Source organism: Lacunimicrobium album (assembly GCF_052161635.1).
GTDB lineage: Bacteria > Planctomycetota > Planctomycetia > Planctomycetales > Planctomycetaceae > SXPC01.
The window spans coordinates 2,075,862-2,095,779 of sequence record NZ_CP197413.1; the positions used below are offsets into that span (position 1 = coordinate 2,075,862).

11 protein-coding genes are annotated in these 19,918 nt (G+C 56.1%); all 11 read right to left on the bottom strand.

Annotated elements, in window-relative coordinates:
- Nucleotide 1 precedes the first annotated feature (1 nt).
- The 11 genes from SH248x_RS08235 to SH248x_RS08285 all read right to left on the bottom strand — a co-directional run bounded on the left by SH248x_RS08235 (nt 2) and on the right by SH248x_RS08285 (nt 19,870).
- The gene (locus SH248x_RS08235) at nt 2-3,664 is read right to left on the bottom strand and encodes a DUF1553 domain-containing protein (protein ID WP_459558052.1); all 3,663 of its coding nucleotides are present in this window, start codon (nt 3,662-3,664) and stop codon (nt 2-4) included.
- A gap of 90 nt (nt 3,665-3,754) precedes the next feature.
- Nucleotides 3,755-5,434: a FecR family protein gene (locus SH248x_RS08240; RefSeq protein WP_459558053.1), complete on the bottom strand. Its 1,680-nt coding sequence runs from the start codon at nt 5,432-5,434 to the stop codon at nt 3,755-3,757.
- Nucleotides 5,424-5,966, bottom strand: a complete 543-nt coding sequence (locus tag SH248x_RS08245) for a sigma-70 family RNA polymerase sigma factor (RefSeq protein ID WP_459558054.1) — start codon at nt 5,964-5,966, stop codon at nt 5,424-5,426. Before SH248x_RS08245 ends, SH248x_RS08240 begins: the two co-directional genes overlap by 11 nt.
- A gap of 193 nt (nt 5,967-6,159) precedes the next feature.
- Nucleotides 6,160-7,788 (bottom strand): protocadherin, encoded by a 1,629-nt coding sequence (locus SH248x_RS08250; RefSeq protein WP_459558055.1) that lies wholly within the window; start codon nt 7,786-7,788, stop codon nt 6,160-6,162.
- A 57-nt stretch (nt 7,789-7,845) separates the two neighbouring features.
- Complete coding sequence (locus tag SH248x_RS08255; RefSeq protein WP_459558056.1) at nt 7,846-8,784, bottom strand: Cif family virulence factor; 939 nt, start codon at nt 8,782-8,784, stop codon at nt 7,846-7,848.
- A 190-nt stretch (nt 8,785-8,974) separates the two neighbouring features.
- Nucleotides 8,975-10,681 (bottom strand): SGNH/GDSL hydrolase family protein, encoded by a 1,707-nt coding sequence (locus SH248x_RS08260; protein WP_459558057.1) that lies wholly within the window; start codon nt 10,679-10,681, stop codon nt 8,975-8,977.
- 37 nt (nt 10,682-10,718) lie between these two features.
- Nucleotides 10,719-12,425 carry a GYF domain-containing protein gene (locus SH248x_RS08265; RefSeq protein ID WP_459558058.1) on the bottom strand — a complete coding sequence of 569 codons (1,707 nt, stop codon included), beginning with the start codon at nt 12,423-12,425 and terminating at the stop codon, nt 10,719-10,721.
- Nucleotides 12,422-15,379 (bottom strand): hypothetical protein, encoded by a 2,958-nt coding sequence (locus SH248x_RS08270; RefSeq protein ID WP_459558059.1) that lies wholly within the window; start codon nt 15,377-15,379, stop codon nt 12,422-12,424. The genes SH248x_RS08265 and SH248x_RS08270 overlap by 4 nt, the downstream gene beginning before the upstream one ends.
- The gene (locus tag SH248x_RS08275) at nt 15,379-17,940 is read right to left on the bottom strand and encodes a GAP1-N2 domain-containing protein (RefSeq protein ID WP_459558060.1); all 2,562 of its coding nucleotides are present in this window, start codon (nt 17,938-17,940) and stop codon (nt 15,379-15,381) included. The genes SH248x_RS08270 and SH248x_RS08275 overlap by 1 nt, the downstream gene beginning before the upstream one ends.
- Nucleotides 17,907-19,184, bottom strand: a complete 1,278-nt coding sequence (locus SH248x_RS08280; protein ID WP_459558061.1) for a hypothetical protein — start codon at nt 19,182-19,184, stop codon at nt 17,907-17,909. Before SH248x_RS08280 ends, SH248x_RS08275 begins: the two co-directional genes overlap by 34 nt.
- 62 nt (nt 19,185-19,246) lie before the next feature.
- The gene (locus tag SH248x_RS08285; protein WP_459558062.1) at nt 19,247-19,870 is read right to left on the bottom strand and encodes a hypothetical protein; all 624 of its coding nucleotides are present in this window, start codon (nt 19,868-19,870) and stop codon (nt 19,247-19,249) included.
- Nucleotides 19,871-19,918 lie beyond the last annotated feature (48 nt).

The window sequence follows — 19,918 nt, forward strand, 5'->3', positions numbered from 1 at the left end:
TTCATGGTCTGTAAATGAATTCGGGAGAATTGATCAATGTCCACAACGCGTCCTCGTAACGAAGACGCCATTCTGAAGTCAGCTGCTGCGTTGGAGCATCCCCCTTGCGAGCAGCAACTTCCTCAGCGAGTTTCATCGTATTCGCCTCAGGCACGAGGTGATTCGACCACGACACATACATCGGCGGTTCCGCAGAGCGCGCCGGACGTTTCGCAGGTCCAGTCCCCGTCAGACGCTGATCGAACGAGGGGGAGAGCAGGGCAGTAAATTGTTCTCTCTCCTGCAACGTCGGCTTGCGTGTCAGGTAAGTCAAGAAGAGTTCATCAATCAACCCATCGACTGACGTCGCCTCAACAGCCACCTTCGTCATGCCATGCTGATCGCTCGCTCGGGTCAACCAGGTCCCCACAATCCCGTTTGCTAGAATCGCCGGCTGAATTGGATTCGGATCTTCCGTACGAATCGTCACGGCGTCCTGTCTCACCGAGCGCCACCCGAATGCTTCCAGCACATCCACAACCGCCTGCACCCTCGGCAGAGACAAGCTCGGCCGATCTCGCTCATTCGATGTCGAAGCCAACATCCAGGCCCGCGTCGCTGTCCCCAGGTCAACTGAGTTATGCCATGCACGCCCGCCATCCAGATCAAGACTGATCCGCTCGACATTCATCGGTAACGACGAAGCCGAGAATAATGAATCAACCACCTGCTCAGCCGTCAGGCGTCTCCGCACCGGAGCAGTTACCAACAGACTGTTACTCTTCGCATCTGCCCGAGACGCACGCTGCCACGCATGACTCGACAGAATTCGCCTCGCAAACTTCTTCGCATCATACCCATCAGCAACTAACGCCCGCCCCAGCCACTGCAGAAGTTCCGGATGCGTCGGCGTTCCCTTTTCCCAGTCATCCACCGGCTCAACAATCCCACGCCCCATCAAGCGACGCCAGATCCGGTTCGCCATGACTTGAGCAAAGCGTTCGTTCGTTGGCGACGTCAGATACGCCGCCAGCTTCTCCCGAGACGACGCTTCAGTCGAACAGAAGGAATCCACGCTCCCCTTTGGACAGAACTCCTCAAACGGCCACTCCGGCTCAATCGAAGTCCCCGCCTTCACGGTCACAGTAATCAAAGGCGTCCGTCCCCCCGCCGTCAATTTATCCGCGCCAACTGACGATGTCTTGGGAATGACCTGCGGACTCTCTCCGAGCATCGCTCCCAGCGCGAACAAATCCTTCTGCGTCGAATCATGATAAGGAGCATCATGACAACGTGCACATTTCATCTCGACTCCCAGCAGCGCCGTGCTGATGATCGTCGCCTTGGTTGCCATCGGTGCATCATTCTGTGACGCAACCGCAAACCCCGCCGGCCCGCCATCTCGCTGGCTCCCTCGCATGTTGACCAGCTCCGTAAACATCATGTCGAGCGGCTTGTTATCCAGCATCGACTCATAAATCCACCAGCGAAACGGCCCGGTATTATTCAACGTCGGGTTGAGAATATTCGGATTCTCCGCAAGGACATCCTGCCAATACCCCGTCCAGTGATCCGCCCAGCGTGGATCATCCAGATATCGGTCGATCGCCTTCTCGCGTCGCTTATCAGGTGGCTCATTCAGAAACCAATCAATCTCCCCGCGCGTCGGCACGACTCCGACCGTATCCAGCGCCAGTCGTCGCAAGAACGTCAGATCATCACTCAACTCCGTCAGCGTCACATCCTCAGGTGGCAAATCCGGCCAGATCGCGCCCGCTTTGATCCATGCCGAGACGTCCGCGATCTCCTGCTCCGTCAAACGATCCCCATTCGGCGGCATCGCTTCCGATTTGTCATGACTCAGGATTCGTCGCAGCAGTTCACTTTCATCGGGCTTGCCCGGCCGCACCGCAGACAACTCCGAATCGCCCCCCTTGACCGCGCTCGCCAGCGTCGCCAGGTTCAACCCGCCTTCCCCCTTCTTACCGAAGTGACACCCATAACACTTCGTCTCAAGTACCGGCAGAATCTTGTCATGAAACGAGACACTCCCATTTGATGCCTGATACTGCGAACGAGCCTTCGCCATCTTGTCCGCCAGGAAGTGATCGATCTCATTGAACGCAGGAAACCCCGTCGGCAACTCTGGCACAGCAATCTGATCAACCTGTTTCAACCATCCCTTCGCAAACGCACGTCGCTGCTCCCACGCTCCTGCTTCTGCATCACGACACGCCCGACGTGCCTGAGCATCACGCTGCTGATTCAGCCTCTGTTGCTGCTCATTGGCGACCTCCACCGGCTCATCCAGTAACGACAGCCGCTGCGTCATCGGCCCGAGAATCTGGTAGTCATAACTCCCCACCGGCGCGATCGCCACCAGCGTCTCCCCCAACTCCGGACGACGTGGCTGTTTCCCCATAAAGCCACCGACCAGAATCTCCAGCGTGACGATATGCTCGCCCGGCGTCAGATCCAGCTGGACTTCCTTCTCATAGTTACCTGGTCGAGGGAAGCGCGTCCTCGGCCCGATCGAGGCCCGATCAAAATGACTCAACCCATGCCCACCATTCTCACTCGTTCGGAACGGCGTGGAAGCCACCATCTGCCCATCGACAAACAATCGCGTCGGCATCAATGACCGCAGCAAAAACTTGTTGCTCGTCGATGACACATGCACTCGCCCACTCAATCGCACCGCGTAAGGATTCGGACGATCCTCTCGAATCCCCGTCGAGATATACTTCCTCGGCAACGACGTCAGCAGAAACAGCGGCTCCTCATACTCCTCCTTCGCCAGCGGCGGCATCACCGGCCAACCCGAACGAGGAATCCCCTCCTCACAAATCTGCAGCAACAGCGAATCGGTCGACAACCGCGTCACATCCACCGGCGACGGAGCCGGCATCCGCTCCGCACGCGCCAGGATCTCCGCCGTCGACACCTGACCCCGATAAACGCGAACATCATCCAGCCACCCTGTCAACGCATTGGTCGCCGTCGGCGTCCCTTGCGCACCAATCACCAGCGCGTCCCCATCAACCACTGGCGGCCTCGACGTCGCACCACCCATATCCCAGACGCCATCAACTTCCTCGCCATCAACCCACGCATGCAGACTGTTCGCCTTCCCAAACGTGTAAGTGATCGCCAGATGATGCCACCCGCTTCCCACCATCAGGCCCTCGGTCGCCGTCCAGCGGTGATATTCCGCAGGCTGCTCCTTCGTGGCACGTGAGCGAAATAGAAAATTCGGGTACGCCATGCCATCGCGCTCCGTCACCCGCAGCGCATAATTCTGATTCTCCTGCTCGAACTTCGGATCTCGTCGACGCCCCTTGCTGATCAGGTAAGCATGCTCCCCCCCCGAGGCGCTATCGACACTGACCCAGGTCTCCAACGTAATCGTCTCTCCCTCATCAAATCGAAAATTCGCCTCCGGATGCTTGTCTTCTGTAATCGACAGCCATGTCTTGCCATTGAAGAACGCCGACTTGTTCCCCGCCTGAAACGTCGGAAACGCCGGCGACTCCAGCATCGCACCTTCCACCTGCTCCTTCCCCGACCAGACCCCCGCAGGCGTCTCATCAAACGACCACCGCCCTACGAGCGCCGCAGCTGGAGCAACGTCAGTATCGTTCTGTGCGAAGCCAAATGACTCCGGCATCACAACGAACACAAACATCAGCAAAATCAGAACTCTGCAATCTGGCACGGCGCTTCTACCTTCAAATTGAATCGACTTCAGGTCAGCAGTCACCAAACTCTCATGGACTCAAATTTGTGGTCCATGAGAGGCTTCTGCTGGAAAACCACCGACGAACACAGGGTCCACGAAATCCTCATCATCACCCGCATCCTGCAAAAACAGTTCTTGAACGCTCTCCCCAGGCCCAAAACCAAGATCACTCAAATCAACCCCCACCGCGAGCGCCCAGAATCGTGGTCCCGGGTAATGGCGAGTCAGGTCATGACTGAACGTATCTTGCACGGTCAAATTCGGCCGAAACTGATTCGTCAACAACAGAAACTCGTCGACTCGATGAGCCGCAGAAGATGTCATTTGAATGTCATAGCGCCCCACCGTATGAGGCTTCAGCCCATCTCGGAACTTCGCAGGTAGCAAATGAAACGCATCTCCCATCGGCGGGTTCGTCGTCGTCTGCAAATCGAAGACAACCAGATCAGGCCCAGGACCATTCACGATCGGCTTGTGAAAGCGAAACAACATCCCCGGTGTATGCGAACTCGGATCAACACCTGTCGCAGGCAGTACTGGATCACTCGCTTGCGGAGTTCGCGAACCACCCGGATTCACCACCCCCGTCACCAGCGACAAATCATGCAGCGCCAGTTCATGTCCATCCCCCTGATACCCATAAGGCGCCAGCAGATTCCCATTCCCCAGCTTCTCAGATCCCGATTCACAAAACGACACAACATCCGCGCCTACGAGATCCCCAGCCTGATACCTCATGACCCCGCCGCCACGCTGGACTGAAATTGACTCCAGCTGGCTGGCACGATTGGGACCGCTCGTCGTGAAACCCACCACTCGATCGGGCAGGGTGCGCCGATAACTCGAATCATCGAACGCAATCTCTTCCTCATCTTTTGCTGCACGACGCCCGACCCGCATCGCTGTCCCACCCGTCAACACAGGCTCAGCAGACTTCGATTGATCATGAGGAACAACTTGCGCCTCCCCTTCAATCACTTGCACGTTGGAGTCACCAAACTCCGTCACCTGCACATGAAACCGCGTCCCCAGGTCAATCACATTGGCAGCAGGCGTCAACACCTGAAACCCCTCCGCACCCGGCGGAGCATGCACGGAACAGTTTCCATAAGTCAGCTTGAGCAAATCCCGCGACGCAACTTCGAACATACACGGCGCTTCCAGAATCGCAGTCGCCCCACTGGCAAACTTCAACTCGACTTGCCCCGTCACCAGCGAATACTCGTGCTCCATCCGCATCGCCGAACCCGCCATCGGCGTATGCTCAGCAAAAAATTCCGCCCCCGCTTCCTGAGTCATCACAACCATACTCGGCTGGACGACCGGCTCATTGACCGGGCTGTCCTCAACAACAACCACCTGCGAATCTGGCTTCATTAGAATCATGACAGCAACGACCATCGCCACCGCCAGCGACAACATCCCCAGCAGCAAAGTCCAGTTCGAATTCGAAGACGCAGCAACCTCCTGCGGAACAACAGGAACATCGAGATCATCCCCCGAGGCATCATCCGACAACACCGAATCATAATTCTCCAGCAACACTTCCTGATGTACGATCGACAGATACTCGCGACGTCCCTCGTCCGTCTCCAACAACGCAGATAATTCTCGCTCAGCTTCCGGCGTCGACTGATCACGAGACACCAGATCGAACAACTCAATCAGCCTCTCCCGCAATTCAATTCCCGACAATGGCGATTCATTAGACATCATAAGAAACTCCTCGCACCGGCATCGCCAGCTGTTTCTCGACACATGTCAGCAACATGCCTCGAATCTTCTTCAACCGCTTCGATAGCGCCGTCTCATCGACTCCTAGTCGTAAAGCAGCATCCCGATTACTGCACTCATCCCCATATCGTAACGAAAACGCCTCTCGATGCTCCACCGGCAGCTTGTTCAAGCAATGCCGCAACGCATCCGCTCGCTCGTCCAGATCGATCGATTCCGTCTCGGCAGAATCCATCACCTGCTCAACCAGCGGCTCACTGAAACAGACCCGCGACCGCTTCTTGTCCCGGTAATACGCCAGGATCGTAAACCGCGCTGTCTTGATCGCCCACTTCTCGAAGTCGCTTCCCTCTTCAAAGTGATCGAACTTCTCCCACAATGTCGCAGCCAGGGTTTGCGTCACATCATCCGCATCATGCCGATTGGGAATCGCCGCCCGCACAAAGCACGTCAAACGCAACTGATACTGCATCAGTAACGCGAGAAACCGCTTGCTCGAATTCGACGTCGACATCCGCACTCCAGATACACAAACAACACATCAACCACTGGTTATATTCCAGCAGCCTCGTGAAGTTTGCCACTCATTTCATAAAAATCCGGAAATGTGTCACATCGAATCTTTTCAGCACACAAAAAAAGCCAGGCAGAGAACTCTCCACCTGGCAGTGATCAAGACGCAACTCGTTCCGCAGAAGTGATTACCATCAATTCTGGCTCTGCGTATCGTCCGATTTCTTCAGACGAACCAGCATCGCCTGCTGAGTTCCATCTTTGCCGTAATGAATCAAAACCGGAGCTTCATCTTTTGTCAGGTTGTAGACACCGGTCTCATAGACAGTCGACTGGTCATCACCCACTGTAAAGGCAGCGCGCTGTGTCTGCTTATCAACAGATCCCTGCACAACACTCGTCTTATTGGTTGTCGTATCCGTGTAATTGCCACGGATCACCCCATCATGATTGACCGCCAGCTGCACGCTGATATTCGCACTTGGCTGATCAACAGCCGATAGTGCAAACACCCCCAGCGGCATCCAGTCCGCGTCAGGAGAAGCACTCGCCTGAGCCCCCGCCGCAGCGATGTCAGATGCCTGCTGATAATACTGATCCGTCGTGCCGACGTTCTGACCATTCACATAGACACTGTTGTCCTGATACGTGACGTTGTTGCCATAGTCATAATAAACCGGCTGCGAAATCGGATAATCGCAATACGCCGCGAACGATCCCCACGTACAAGGTGCCCAGGCATAACCAGCCGCCCAGCCCGCTGCGTACCAGGCTCCCGGATAATTGCGATACCAGCCCGCTGAGTAAACGCCCCAGCTGTTGTAGTTCGTTCTCACCGCCGCCGCACAGGAATAGCGCCCCGATGGCGTCACACGAGTGAATCCACCCGCCACGCCATTCGGCCCAGCGACGAACCCTCTCGCAGCTCCATATCCATCCGGACCACGCACAGCCGATCCACCCGCCACGCGCCCATCAGGTCCAACCCCAATCGCCTGACCGCCACGAGCCCCATCCGCTCCTTCAAACCCACGCCCAGCGACTGCACCACCATTCGGCCCCACAGCAGCTCCGCGACCAACCGTATTCCCGTTCGGCCCGCTGACTGTCGAACCTGCTGCCTCACCGCCTCGAGGGCCAGTGTAACTTCCGTGATTGACGTCATAGTTCCCATTCGACCAGGACTGCGTCCCGCCAAGATTATGCATCCCTTCATCGGACGGCATCCCGAGAAAGCTGTTCAGCGAACTTCGTGACGGCGTCTGTCCACCAAATCGATCCCCAAAGGAATCCTGCATGCCCCCGCCACCCCCCAGACCAGCACCCATCCCGGCCCCGTCGCGCGAGTGATCAAACCCACCAATTCCGCCACCGGCACCACCCATTCCACCACCAAATGAGTTGCCACCTAACCCGCGATCCCCTTGTCCCATTCCATTCCCTCCCAACCCACCACCACCGAATCCACCGGCACCTCCTTCACCCCCGCCTCGAAAGTTTCCAGCGCCCCCCATACCACCACTCATCCCACCACCACCCATACCGCCACCACTAAATCCTCCACCGCCTCCCATCCCGCCCCCGCCCATACCGCCGCCACCAAAGCCACCGCCTCCCATACCACCAGACGGCGCATGAAATCCACCACCACCCCCCATACCCCCACCGAATCCTCCACCGCCACCTCCACCTCCGTGAAACCCGCCCATACCGCCACCACCCATTCCACCACCGCCACCAAACCCACGTCCCAGGCAAAGAGAATTGTTGCCGACACAGAAACTACCAGCCGCCAGCGTGACCGTCAGAAGAAAACGTTTCATGAAAGAATCTCACAAGTTGAAGTTGAAGAGGAAAGAGGAAAACGACACGCACACGAACTACTTGACAACTCGTCTGACAACGACTTCCTGCGTATCAGGCTCAGTCTTTCCATCCACAACGCGTCCCACGGACTGCCACGAGTAGGCGTTCTCATCCAGCTTGTGAAACACATTGACCGATCGCGTAGATAATCCCCCCGATGTCACACCAACAAACTCTGCTCGCCATCCACCTTCCACCGGCATCCACACCCCACGAGCAACACTCCCATCCGAATTGAAATTCCACGATTCAACCTGACGTTGCACCGGGTTCCAGCCAATCACCTGAACCCCCGACCCGCTCGTCCCGTCAGCATGAGCCACACTATAGTTCCGCTCGACAAACCGCTTGCCCGAAATCCACCGACATTCGGACTCCATCTTGTTCCCGTGCTCTTCAGCCGTCCATGTCCCGATCAACCAGTCCAGATCGACACTCGCCTGCTCAGCTGGCGTTACCGTCAGCGCTTCATCCCGCACGCTCGACATCAGCCACTTTCCGTTCACTTTGACATGAATCGCCGTGTACTTGCAGCCCGATGTCGACCCATTCTCCAGTTTCAAAAAGGATTTGCCTGTTTCAACCGCCGCCGTATCACTCAGCAGTTTGATCGACTCGATCAAAACATCGATCCGAGCTTGGGGGTTGGCGGCAAAGAAGTCCGCATACTGCTTTTCAATCAGTTTTCGCCCCGACACAATTGCACCGTTCACATCGGTGTAATCGGACGTCTCTGTCCACATGGCTCCAATCGCAGCAGCATCACCCGCATTGAAGGCAGCGACAAACGCCTCCGAATATGCCTGAATCTCCCGGGTTTCCAGCACCATCGCAGAGGCCGAGTGACTCGTCGTCACCGACGTCGCAGAAGGCTGAGGGGGCTGCGCAGCATCCGCAAAGCCACCAGACACAAACAGCAAAGCCATACCCAAAGCACCAGGCAAGCGTTTCATGAAAAATCCCATCCAAAGGAGCAGCATCATTGTAAGCGAACATCTTGAGTGAACACAGTAAGCAAAAATTATGAGCGAATATTCAGATTCGCCATGTTCCCACTGATGCTATCTCCGATCACTCCAGCTTTCAATCAGCGATTCCCTTGAATTTCTCATGAAGGACCAACACACCTCATCCCGCCGACACCTATCGCTGCCCCTGATGCTGTTGCAAAAACTCCACAATCGGCGTCGGATCCTCAAGACTATGCGGATGATGATCAACCCCCGGCTTCAAGATCACCCGAATTTCACCCCCCAGTTCTTTGTACCGCTTCTCGACAATCAGCGTATTCTCTTCCACTGGTACAACCTTGTCCGCATCACCCGCTACAATGATGATCGGAATCTTCGCCCCCGCGAGCGCCTTGAGATTGTCAATGGGATTGAGCATGTAGCCCATCGCCTCTTCTTCGCTCAGACCATAAGCCTTCAGACATCGCTCCCAGTCCTTCGCATTCCCCGGCCCGCGTCCTTTCCCTCCCGGCCAGCTCTTAAAATCAAGCACCGGCGCATCCGCATAGATTGCCGCGACTTTTTCGGGACGCAGCGCCGCCCAGTTGAATGCATAGAGCCCCCCTCGACTGAATCCCTCCAGCACAACCTTCTCCGCTAAATCAAACTCCTTCGTCACGACCTCATGAAACCGGTCCATAACCTCCATCGCAATCGGCGACCCATACAGATTCTGCATATCAACGTAGGCAACAACCCATCCCTCCTTCAATAACATCTGATCCGCCATATCAAACGCCCCAAAGAACTCCGTCCGCCAAATCCACGGATGCCCGACTGCCATCTTCTTTGGAAATACAAGATGCGCTTTCCGCTCACCCAGCTTGAAATCAATTCGCTGGAATCCTTTCCACTCAGATTCGCTCTTCGAGATTGGAGACCCCTTCAGCAACAGATCAATCTGCCCCTTAAGTTCACTCGCCTTCAGAGTCGCTTCCTCCAACGGCAACCCCTTCGACAGCCCAGGACGAAGATGCCCCGTCGATGACAGCCATGCATTGCGCAACAACTCCTGTCGCTGCGTAAACAACGCCAGCAGCTTCCCACCTTCAGCCGGCGACTTTGTGAGATCCTCCTGCGACCGAACATCATCCAGATCCTTCGCCCCCATCCCCTGCAGAATCGCCTTCGCCATCACCCAATGCCCCAGAGATCCCGGATGAACCCCATCCTTCTGCAAGACAAACTCTGGCTCCGCCTGACGCCGCTCTTCCAGAAACCGCGCCATTGGAAAATGAACATCAAGCACTTCCCAACCCGCATCCTCGCGCTGCGACAGCAGCCATTTCGCATACGCATCCAGCACGTAGCTATACTCAGACACCTTCCCACCCCCATCATAAACAGGCGGCGTGACATGAATGATCCGAATCCCGCGTGACACAGCAGCCTCATGCAGCCACGTCTGCCCCTCCTTGTACGCCCCGAACCTCTCCTCATCCAGCGGGAGATAGATCCCACAGTTCATCCCATAACAAGCAAACACGATCTCCGGCTTCGACTGATCCAGCACCCGCACCAGCCGCTCATGCAGATCCGGCCGCGGAAATTTCCCGTCCGCATGATTCGGCTCTGACAATCCAGAAACCGTCTCACTGGGCAGCCCGACATTGATCAACTCAAACCCCAGCTCCGGCCCCCGTGTCCTCAGGTAATACTCCACATCCGCAACATACCCTCCAGCATGCGTAATACTATCCCCCAGCCACAGCACCCGCTTCCCCGCTAACTCCTTGAGCTCCGGCGACAGCTCATCAGCCACAACCTCCGCCGACCAGCAGAAACCCACCATCAATAGAACAAGAACCGCTCGCAGCAACTTCATCATCGAATCAGACATTGTTCCCGATCCCCTTTGAAAAGCCCTGTTAACACCCTTACTTCCACACCAGCCCCGTCACCTTCGCCACCCCTTCAAGCTCTCGTCGCATCTGCGCCACAGGAAACGCGACATTACTCGAAGCCAGTGTATCTCTCACCCCCAGCGTATTGATTCCATAGACAACCCCATTGTCCGCCCCCGACCTCAACACCAGCGGCCCACCCGAGTTCCCCTGTCGAATCGTCGCCGAGTGCTGGACGTTATACAGCCCCTCCACCTCTTCCTGCACCAGGTTGATCACCCCCAGCGTCGCCGTCATCTCGAACTTCCTCGCCTTGAACGCATCCGTAAAGCTGCGATCACCAAACAAAAACGACGACCGCGCCTGAATGCTCTTCTGCAGATCCCGAGCCGCATCACTGATCGGCGCCATCGACACCCCCGGAAACCCCAGCGACATCACATCACTCAACTTCGGCTGACGATTCTCCTGCGACAACGCGAAAAAGCTCCGATCCCTGCAAGGCGTCTTCAACACCGCCAGATCAAAGTGATGGCTGGTATACTCCAACTCCGCTGCAAACTGCTCATCCCCAAAATAGACCACCAGCTTCGGCGTGATCTTCTCCACGTTCGTCGCGATCACTTTCAATTCGTCCTTCGTCTCACTCAGAATCTCGGCTTTCTTGGCATCGCTGATGTCTGCGTGTGCAACCAGTTCCGTGAACTGACTCAAATGCAGGTCATACAAACGCTCGCGTCGACCAGCCACCGACGCCGCCTCCCACAGCGAGTGATCCTCGATCACATGCTTATTAGTCAGCATCGTCCCCTGGCTGTTCACCAGAAACCCAGTCCCATGCCCCAGCGTCAACTCCGTCTTCGTCCCGTTCCCTTGAGTAATCTCCAGGTACGAAATCACAATCCCGACCGCCTGATCATACTCCCGACTCACCTCCGGCTTCGTCAGATCCGAAGACTCGATCGGCTTGGAAACTACCGGCGCATTCTTCTGCTCCGGCGTGACCTCCACAGGCGTCACCATGACCGTGGTCGAACTCTCCGGCATGCTCGCTGGTGCCGGTGGAATCGTCTCCGCCACGCTGGACAGCGTATTCGACAAAGCATTCGAAAGTGGCGCGGCTTGAGGAGCATTCACCACACCAGCGTTACCAGCCCCGTTCGTACTCGCGGTCGTCGTCTCCTCCGAGTCACCATTCAACAGCGCAAACGTCACACCGCCCATCAGCAGGATCACAGCAACCACGCCCACTATCGACGCCACCATCTTCCCGCTCACCCCCGCCTGCTTCGGCAGCGGGATCACATGACGCAGTTCGATCCAGTCTCGCAGTCCCTTTTTCCAGATCAGCGTGTTGGCTTTAATCTGACGCCCGTCATACATCAAACGTAGTTCGTCCAGAGTCACAGGTCCATTCTGCTGCTGCCCGATCGCATACTGCCACTCGCGAACCTCCTCCGTCCTCGGTGCGGAAGTCGTCTCCTCCGAACTGGAATTCGAGTACGATGAGCTCGTGACCTGCGCCGACAACGTCACCCCCACACTCTTCACCGGCGCCGCCGCCCGCACCGGGAACAAATCCTTGAACTCCTCCGCTCCCGACCAGTTCTTCCCGTCCGTCGAGATCTGATGCGAACGCGTAAACTGCCCCGTCTGAGCCAGCTTCTTCAGCTTCTCCACAGACAACGGCCCCTTCGTCACTCCGCGAAGTCGAATGAAATACGTGTTGGAAGCCGTCATGGCGTCGACTCCTTCGGGCGTGCCAAGAGCAGAACGCCTCCCAGCGTATCGAAGCTGGTCGCAGTGGGTTGAAACGATCCCTGTTGCACAGATCCAACAGGCAGTAACTCATCGACTTCGCCCGCACGACGAAGAATCAAAATCTCGCTGGCACGCAGCTTACCAGGATCGACCGCAAACTGCGGCTGCAGCTTCTGCTCCTGATCCGGCAGGATCGCCCCCACCACGCTGAACAGCCCTTCCCGCTGGCTCAGAAAAGCCTTCTTATCCAGCTCAGCATCGGCAAATCTCGCAGCGATCGTCTCGAGCGGCATCCCCTTGAGCAGCGTCGTCGCATACTCGCGATGCGTCGACGCAAACTCATTGGCAGGGTCTGTCCAGTCGACATTGAAATCAAACCGGTCATTATCAAAGCGATCAATGAACTCCTTGAGATGCGTCTCAAGAAACACACTCCCGTTACTGGCGACCTGAAGCAGGTCATACACCAGCCGCCCCTTGAGAATCGGATCGATCTGCTCGGTCGTGTAAACCTTGGTGAGAAGATCCTGCATGCTCTTCTCCCAGTCAGGAATACGAATCGAACGCACCGCTTCCCGAATCTCATCAGCCAGCTTCGCATGCGGCGACAATAGCGGCGTCTTCGATCTCAGCTTATCGACGTGGACACTCTTGATGTCCTCTTCATAGACACCATTCTTCATCCGAAAAAACTTGATGTTCGCAATCGACCCGCTGTATTGCTCGCGTTCCTTGGTGTAATAACGCGTCACATCCCCCACACGAGGAAAGTCATTGACGTCCAGAAAATACACCCCCGACATATGCCGCGCCGTCATGAATCTCGCCAGCGACTGCTCATCTCGCGCGAGAATATGCTCCCAGTACTCCCGCAACTTCTTGACCCGATTCGCAATCGCCGGGTCAGTCACCTTCTTCTCAAAATCACTCAGTTGAGCCAGCCTCTGCTCGCAGTCCGGCTTCGTACTCGGCTCCAGTCCACCATGACGTCGGACCAGGCTCTGCCACGCCAGGATCTGCTCCAGCGCCCCCCGCGAAGGAACATTTTGAAACTGCGCCGAGAGCGCATCATTGGGAAACTTCGCCACGAACTGCGCCAGATTCTCAAAATACGTCTTCAGCGACTGCTCCGGCTGTCCACTCGAATCAGGAATATTCGCCGCCGCAAGGATCCCGCGAATCATGTCTCTCTGCTGACCGATCTTCATGTTCTCTAAACGCAGCTGACTGCACGTCGACCGCACAGCCGCCAGCTGCTCCGACAGACTCGGATTCAGCCCCACCAGCTTCTTCTCCGTCTGTGCAATCTCGGCTGTGATCTTCCGATCCAAAGCCGCATACTCGTCCGGCGCAGCGATATTCCTCGCCGCAAGATCCAGCTTCGTCAGCTGGGCCTGCAGATTCTGAATCTCCCCGCGCACGATCGCCTCCCGTTCGGCAATTTGCTGGCTCAGCTTCTGACGGATCTGCAACACCTTCGTCTGAAAATCAGGCTCCAGGCTCGACTTGAAAACAGTCCCCTCGTACCACCCCTTCGCCTGCGTGATCAGGCCATCCAGCTGCCCCATCGAGTTCGCAGCTCCTGCATCGAGATACCATTGATTCAATCGCCCAATCAGACTCTCCCGCTGATTGGCCAGCGTATCGATCGAACTCGACAACCCCACCCAGGCAGGATCAGTCCACGCGCCCGCCTGCTGGTCATACTGCTTTCTCGCCCCGACAACGTCCCCCTGATCCAGCATCGCCTGGACCGACGCAATCGCCGTCGTCATCCGCGCCTGGTCCTGATAACTGACCGCAGCCCAGCCAATCCCCGCCGCGATCAACAGCATCAGCACCGCAGCCCCCGCAGCGATCACCATTCTTTTCTTGCCACGCGTACTGACATAATCCTTATTCAACTGCTCATACCGACGCATCAGTCGCTCGGGGATCTCGATGTCATGACGCTCGAGTTGATTGAGTGTCTGCTGCAGCTGGTCATGCGTTCGCGCACTCGCCTGTCCCGATGACGCAAACAGCAGCCTCTCGAACTTCTGCAATTGCTCGTTGAACTCTCGCTGCGACTGACTACGACGATTCTCCTCCGCCACCCACTCCCGCGCCGGTGACGACTGAATCACCGCCGGATCATCCGGCGGCAACTGCGCCCGACGCTGCAGCTCGTCCCATTCCAAAGTCAGACGCCTGGCTTCCTCCAGATCACGACTATTGAGCGCATCGAACAGGCTATTTGAAATCTCCCTCAGCCGGACCGAACTCTGCCCCCGTTCCACCTGCACCGATGCCCCGCGAATCGTCTGAGCCAACCCGTTGGGGACTGCAATCGTCCACGCAGACCGATTCACCTCGTCCGCCAGCTCCGCCAGCGTCGCATTGTCTTTGTTCTTCACAGCCACGCGATAGTCCGACTGAATCTCCGCAATCCGCGCCTGCTCAAAGGCCTTCAGATCGTTCGCCCACGACAGATCATCCGACTGCTGCTGACAGATCTGCCTCAGCTTCTGCAAACGCTCCTTGAGCGGCTTTCGCTGCAGATTCATCAACCGAAACTGCGACAGCAGATCCGCCACCCCCGCATACTGGTTGTAAACATCATTGATGTGATCCAGACAATCGAGGGCAATCGGATCAATCGTCGGCTGGTCATTGAACGACAGAATCTCGTTGACTTCATGCAGCTCCGCTTCATCCAGACTCCCCAGCACCGCCGCCAGTTCGACCACCGGAGGCTGCTCCTCCGCCCTCTGAATCGCCTCCGCAGGAAACCCCGTACTGATCAACTGCAGACAATTCCGCAAACGCTGATTCGCCACCGCCGACTGCTCACGAAACTCGCTGAACAGTTCCTCCACCCCAGGCGTCAAATCCCGCCGGCTCCCCTTCAGAAACCGACGAACCTCATCAATGAGCTGCTGAGCCGGTTTCATTATTGTGGCTCCTTGAAACGAATGAAGTCAAATGTCATGTCTTTGTCACGTACTTTATCATGGACTGTATAGCGAACTGCCCCAGTGACGGTAATTGTCGCAGCCTGAAGTTCTTCCAAGACTTTCTTATTAGCATCAAGCTTTGCCAAGAAGTCTTCTCTCTTCTCAATGAAATTCTCAACGCTTGCTTGCTGCATTACGTTTGTAGGATCTGCCGGTGCTATTTTGACACTATATGCCTTGTTCTGCAGCTGGCTGGAAATAATCGTAATCCGCTTTTGCAAGCCATCGTTGAACGTACTATCGGTAACAAATGAGATTGTCGGACGATTTCCGGTCACAACAATTTTCCATTTGGGAACGGAGAGCGGAGTGGCATCGTGATAGTATTCCAGTTCTTTCACTTCCTTTGACCAGGTTATAGCGCGAGCCGCGCCAATCAGCTCTTCGTTGGTAAGGGTATTGTCGTATTGTGTAATGGCCGATTGGGTCTCGGATGCTATCCAAGTCGATTTGCTCTCATCATCATACTTCAACGAATAATCTTGTCCTTTAGAGTGACGCACCTTCATCTCTGACACGTCAAAGGATTGCACAACCTCATCCCAGGAGATTTTGACCGTAGCATCCCACACATCTTGAACGTTATCTATCAACTCAGCATCTGTCTTCGATCGAGATTGTGTACAGCTCAAGGTAACGGTCTTCGGCTTAAAGAAAGGGAGATAAACGGTTGAGTCCCCTAATTCCATTACTGCGACAGATTGAAGTAATGTTTGAATCCGTGGGTTATCCATTCCTTTCAAGTTTCTATGAGTTAATCCGACCGCGTTATCTCTTACCTCCACATGAAAAACATTCGTCGATCGAAATGGATTGTCAGGATTTGAGACTGCAGATGTGACAATGTCATTCTTTGCAGGATCGAATGAGAGATACTTCGATTGCCCATCGTCCGCATAGTTGAACTTCGAGAAAAGCATTCTCAGATTTCTTCCATTCGTGATATCAACACGTGTACCGCCTATGTCAGTGAATCGAATCTCATTTTCTTTAATTGGAAAGACTGCTGCATCAACAGGGTACGCAATGATTATTTGTGGCCCACTATTTCCATCTTCACCCTCTTTTTTACCGCGGTCAGTTTCATTTGATGAAGCGTCAGCTGAAACAGCCATCTTTTCGCCGCTGGCCACTTTTCCATTCGAGGCCATCTCGCTACTTGGAATAGGATCCGTACTCGAATACGGGTTTGGTATAGTGTCTACAGTCACGCTAGACTTTGGCTCCGAAATGGGAGTTTGTACTTCAACCATATTCGAAGCCGGTGTGCTCCCCACCGGCTCGGAAACCACAGCCACTGACGCCTCCGGGTGACTAATCACTGGCGTCTGCACCACATTCTCCACCGCCCCCTTCGGCTTCTCCATCCCCGGCTTCAAAAACTGCATCGCCACCACGCCGCCTACCAGCGACAACACCAACACCGAAATCCCACCCGCGATATAAAGCCCCATCCCTCGCTTCTGGGGCAGCACCGGCGCGGCGCTGTACTGCTTGCGTCGTCCGCGTGGCCCCGGCCTGCGCCCGCTCTCATCCACCTGCAATTGCAACGGCTCAGCCGCGAAACTCTGATGCCCCGGCAGAGCAGGGGGCTCTTCGTCGCTTTCATAGTCAAACGCCGTCGCGGCTTCGGGCTTCTTCACTTGGACCGGCATCACCCCCGTCCGCGCCGCTTCTGCCAACGGCCCCGATGGCGCCGACTTCGGCTGTGTCAGATCAATCCGCAATGAATTCACATGACGCAGCGACTCATGCGCCTCCTTCGACCCCTTGAGCAGGCACCGAATCTGACACTCCGCTTCCGGCGGTAGATACGTCAGATACGTGCTGAACGTCGACTTCCACCGCAGCGCCGCCGGCAGCAGACTCTGCACTTCGACGATCAGCGGCAACACCTCCTGCCCCGGCTCGAAGATCAGAAAAATCGGCTGCTTCTGATCTTTGATGATCTCCTCAGCCACCACCCCCGCCCAGCCCGCATCTCCCATCACCGTCTGCCAGTGACGACAGACTCCCACCGTCGAAGCAGCCACCGGCAGTCGCCTCGGCTGCTGGATCGATTCGACCTTCTGATTCCACTGCGTCACAAACGCCGCCCCCGACGCCGCAATCGCAGCCGGCCCCGCGACGTTCAATTCACTCGGCTCGAGCACCAGGTGATGCGCCAGCTTGTTCGTTCGTTGAGAATAGTCCAGCCCATAGTCCGCAATCCGCGACAACACCGGGAACGTCTTCCCCACCGCACGAATCCGCCAGTATGCCACATTGACCGGATTCAACTTCGCCTGCTCCGACTGCGATGGATAGATCGGCCGGTACGCACTGAGCGCCTCCAGCCTCTCCGCCAGCGGCCCCGGCATCGCCTGCGTGCATTGGACCGTGCAATACCCCTGAGACCCGGACTTGAGTCCCTGTACAGCCGACGTAAAGAGGAGTTCCAATGCCATGACTGACGTCTCGATAATTAGCGAACTGTGGGAATGTAACCGGTGAACCATTCACCCAGAGCAAACACGATCGGCACACTCACCCACACCGGATTGATATCGCGAGGCCGAATCTGCCCCTCGCTGGTCCCATGCAGCGCCTCATGACCAAATGTCGAAATCGGGACATAGACCACTTCCCTCGCAAAACTCTCTGCCGCCGTCACGATCTCGGGCGTCGACCTCAGCAGCAACTCACGCGTCGCATCGGAGACCTTCCTGACATGACGAATATCAATCGCATGTTTCTTCCCCGTCTTGTCCGCGACATAAGGCTCATTGATCGGGTTCAACGGCCCTAGCAGATGCCCCCACCGATCCGACTTCGTGACGATCACCACCAGCGGCGCATCATGCTTCTTCGTCTGCGGGATCTGGGCATACCGACGAATCCGCCCCGCTGCTTCCTGGAAGATTTCCTCCTGATTCGACAGCGCCCTCTGCTGATAGTTATCCCCCGCCAGCCCGTTTCGCTGCAGAAACCGGACATCCTGCAGCGGGTCAAACATGAAGCACAACAAACGCGCCTTCGACATGTGACGCGTCACCGGATTATCGACCCGGTCCTGCCCCGGCTGAAACGACTCCCCCGCATTGTCATACAGACAAATACTCGCCTTCAGCGCTGCACTCTCCGAATTTTTGTGACGATCATTCGGCGAAAGATTGAAGATGAACGGCTTGGTATAAGTCACCGTCTGAGATTGAAACCGAACCGTCGAGTAAAGCTCCTCGTTGGATTGTTCCGTCTTACGAATCAGCGAGTTCGGAATGCACGCCTTATCCGGCTCGCGATTCACAAACATGTCCGACTCATAACTCTTCAGCATCCGGTTCATGGACGCTTCTGCATCAAAGAAATCCATGCTGAACTGCAGCGGCAAGACCTGCCGCAGCATATGTGTCATCGCCCCGAGAAAGTACGTCTTCCCGGACGCCGGCGCCCCAAAGATCGAAATGAAGATCGGCTTCATCTCCAGCATACTGCGAGGAACTTCCAGGTGACACCGCGGGCAGGCCAGACGATAACACGTGAATCCCCGCGCATCGATCGCCTGCCCGTCGGGAGTAAAGTGACTCGGCAGAAACCTCAACTGCTCGACACTCGTCTCCGAGAATCGCTCATCGCCGATCAGTTCCTGATGTTCCGAGATCCAGTACGAATCCTGAGGTGGAAACTCATTCCAGCAATGCGGACACGTCACATGCGGCAGTAACCGAGTCACGTTGGCGGAAGAAGAAGTCACAGTCGACATGAATTTTTTATCTCAATCAAAAGTCTGCAGTTCCAGGAAACAACACACCAGCGACAGCCTCGTCACCCGGCCCGCTGCCCCTCCCGCTCAATATGCGCCCGCGAAATCCGCGTATGCTGCTCAATATCAATCAGAACATAAACAATCTCGATCCCCGCCATCGCGACGAGGTATCCAAGATAAGTGATCAACCAGATGATTCCCCCCAATAATGCCGCTGCACCGAATTCCAGGAGGAACTTGGCGAACAGCAAAAGGAGATTCGTAACGGTATTCTCAAATTGTGGATGCCTGTAGGACGCGGCGAGATTCGAGATCGCGACGATCAAACCTGCCAGCGTAACGATCACGGCAGCAACCTGACCTATTATAAGCAGAATCTTCTGAACCGCCTTCAATAATCCCAGATACTTATGCAACGAAGGATACCGCAGCGTATCCCGCACGATCCCCTCCGCCGTCCGTCCGGTCAGCACCGGTGCACGCGAATCGGGCAGATCCTCAAACTCGAGTCCCCCTCGAAAAGAATCCTCTTCCGGCTCATCCCCATATTTTAGCGACGCCGCAGGCGCATTGCTCCACCCCGCCACCGAGGAGGGCAGAGCCGCAGGCTTGGGAGCACGCTCACTCGCCTCATCATGCTCCTCGACTTTTTGACGATTCCCGCACGCCTTGCAGGCCACCATCTTTCCCAGAAAGGAACGGGGCGCGCGAAACTTCACTCCACACGACGA

Excerpts from the sequence above, each read along its gene's own strand:
- SH248x_RS08235 (WP_459558052.1), bottom strand. The coding sequence starts at position 3,664 with ATGTTTGTGTTCGTTGTGATGCCGGAGTCATTTGGCTTCGCACAGAAC.
- SH248x_RS08240 (WP_459558053.1), bottom strand. The coding sequence starts at position 5,434 with ATGATGTCTAATGAATCGCCATTGTCGGGAATTGAATTGCGGGAGAGG.
- SH248x_RS08245 (WP_459558054.1), bottom strand. The coding sequence starts at position 5,966 with ATGTCGACGTCGAATTCGAGCAAGCGGTTTCTCGCGTTACTGATGCAG.
- SH248x_RS08250 (WP_459558055.1), bottom strand. The coding sequence starts at position 7,788 with ATGAAACGTTTTCTTCTGACGGTCACGCTGGCGGCTGGTAGTTTCTGT.
- SH248x_RS08255 (WP_459558056.1), bottom strand. The coding sequence starts at position 8,784 with ATGAAACGCTTGCCTGGTGCTTTGGGTATGGCTTTGCTGTTTGTGTCT.
- SH248x_RS08260 (WP_459558057.1), bottom strand. The coding sequence starts at position 10,681 with ATGTCTGATTCGATGATGAAGTTGCTGCGAGCGGTTCTTGTTCTATTG.
- SH248x_RS08265 (WP_459558058.1), bottom strand. The coding sequence starts at position 12,425 with ATGACGGCTTCCAACACGTATTTCATTCGACTTCGCGGAGTGACGAAG.
- SH248x_RS08270 (WP_459558059.1), bottom strand. The coding sequence starts at position 15,379 with ATGAAACCGGCTCAGCAGCTCATTGATGAGGTTCGTCGGTTTCTGAAG.
- SH248x_RS08275 (WP_459558060.1), bottom strand. The coding sequence starts at position 17,940 with ATGGTTCACCGGTTACATTCCCACAGTTCGCTAATTATCGAGACGTCA.
- SH248x_RS08280 (WP_459558061.1), bottom strand. The coding sequence starts at position 19,184 with ATGTCGACTGTGACTTCTTCTTCCGCCAACGTGACTCGGTTACTGCCG.
- SH248x_RS08285 (WP_459558062.1), bottom strand. The coding sequence starts at position 19,870 with ATGGTGGCCTGCAAGGCGTGCGGGAATCGTCAAAAAGTCGAGGAGCAT.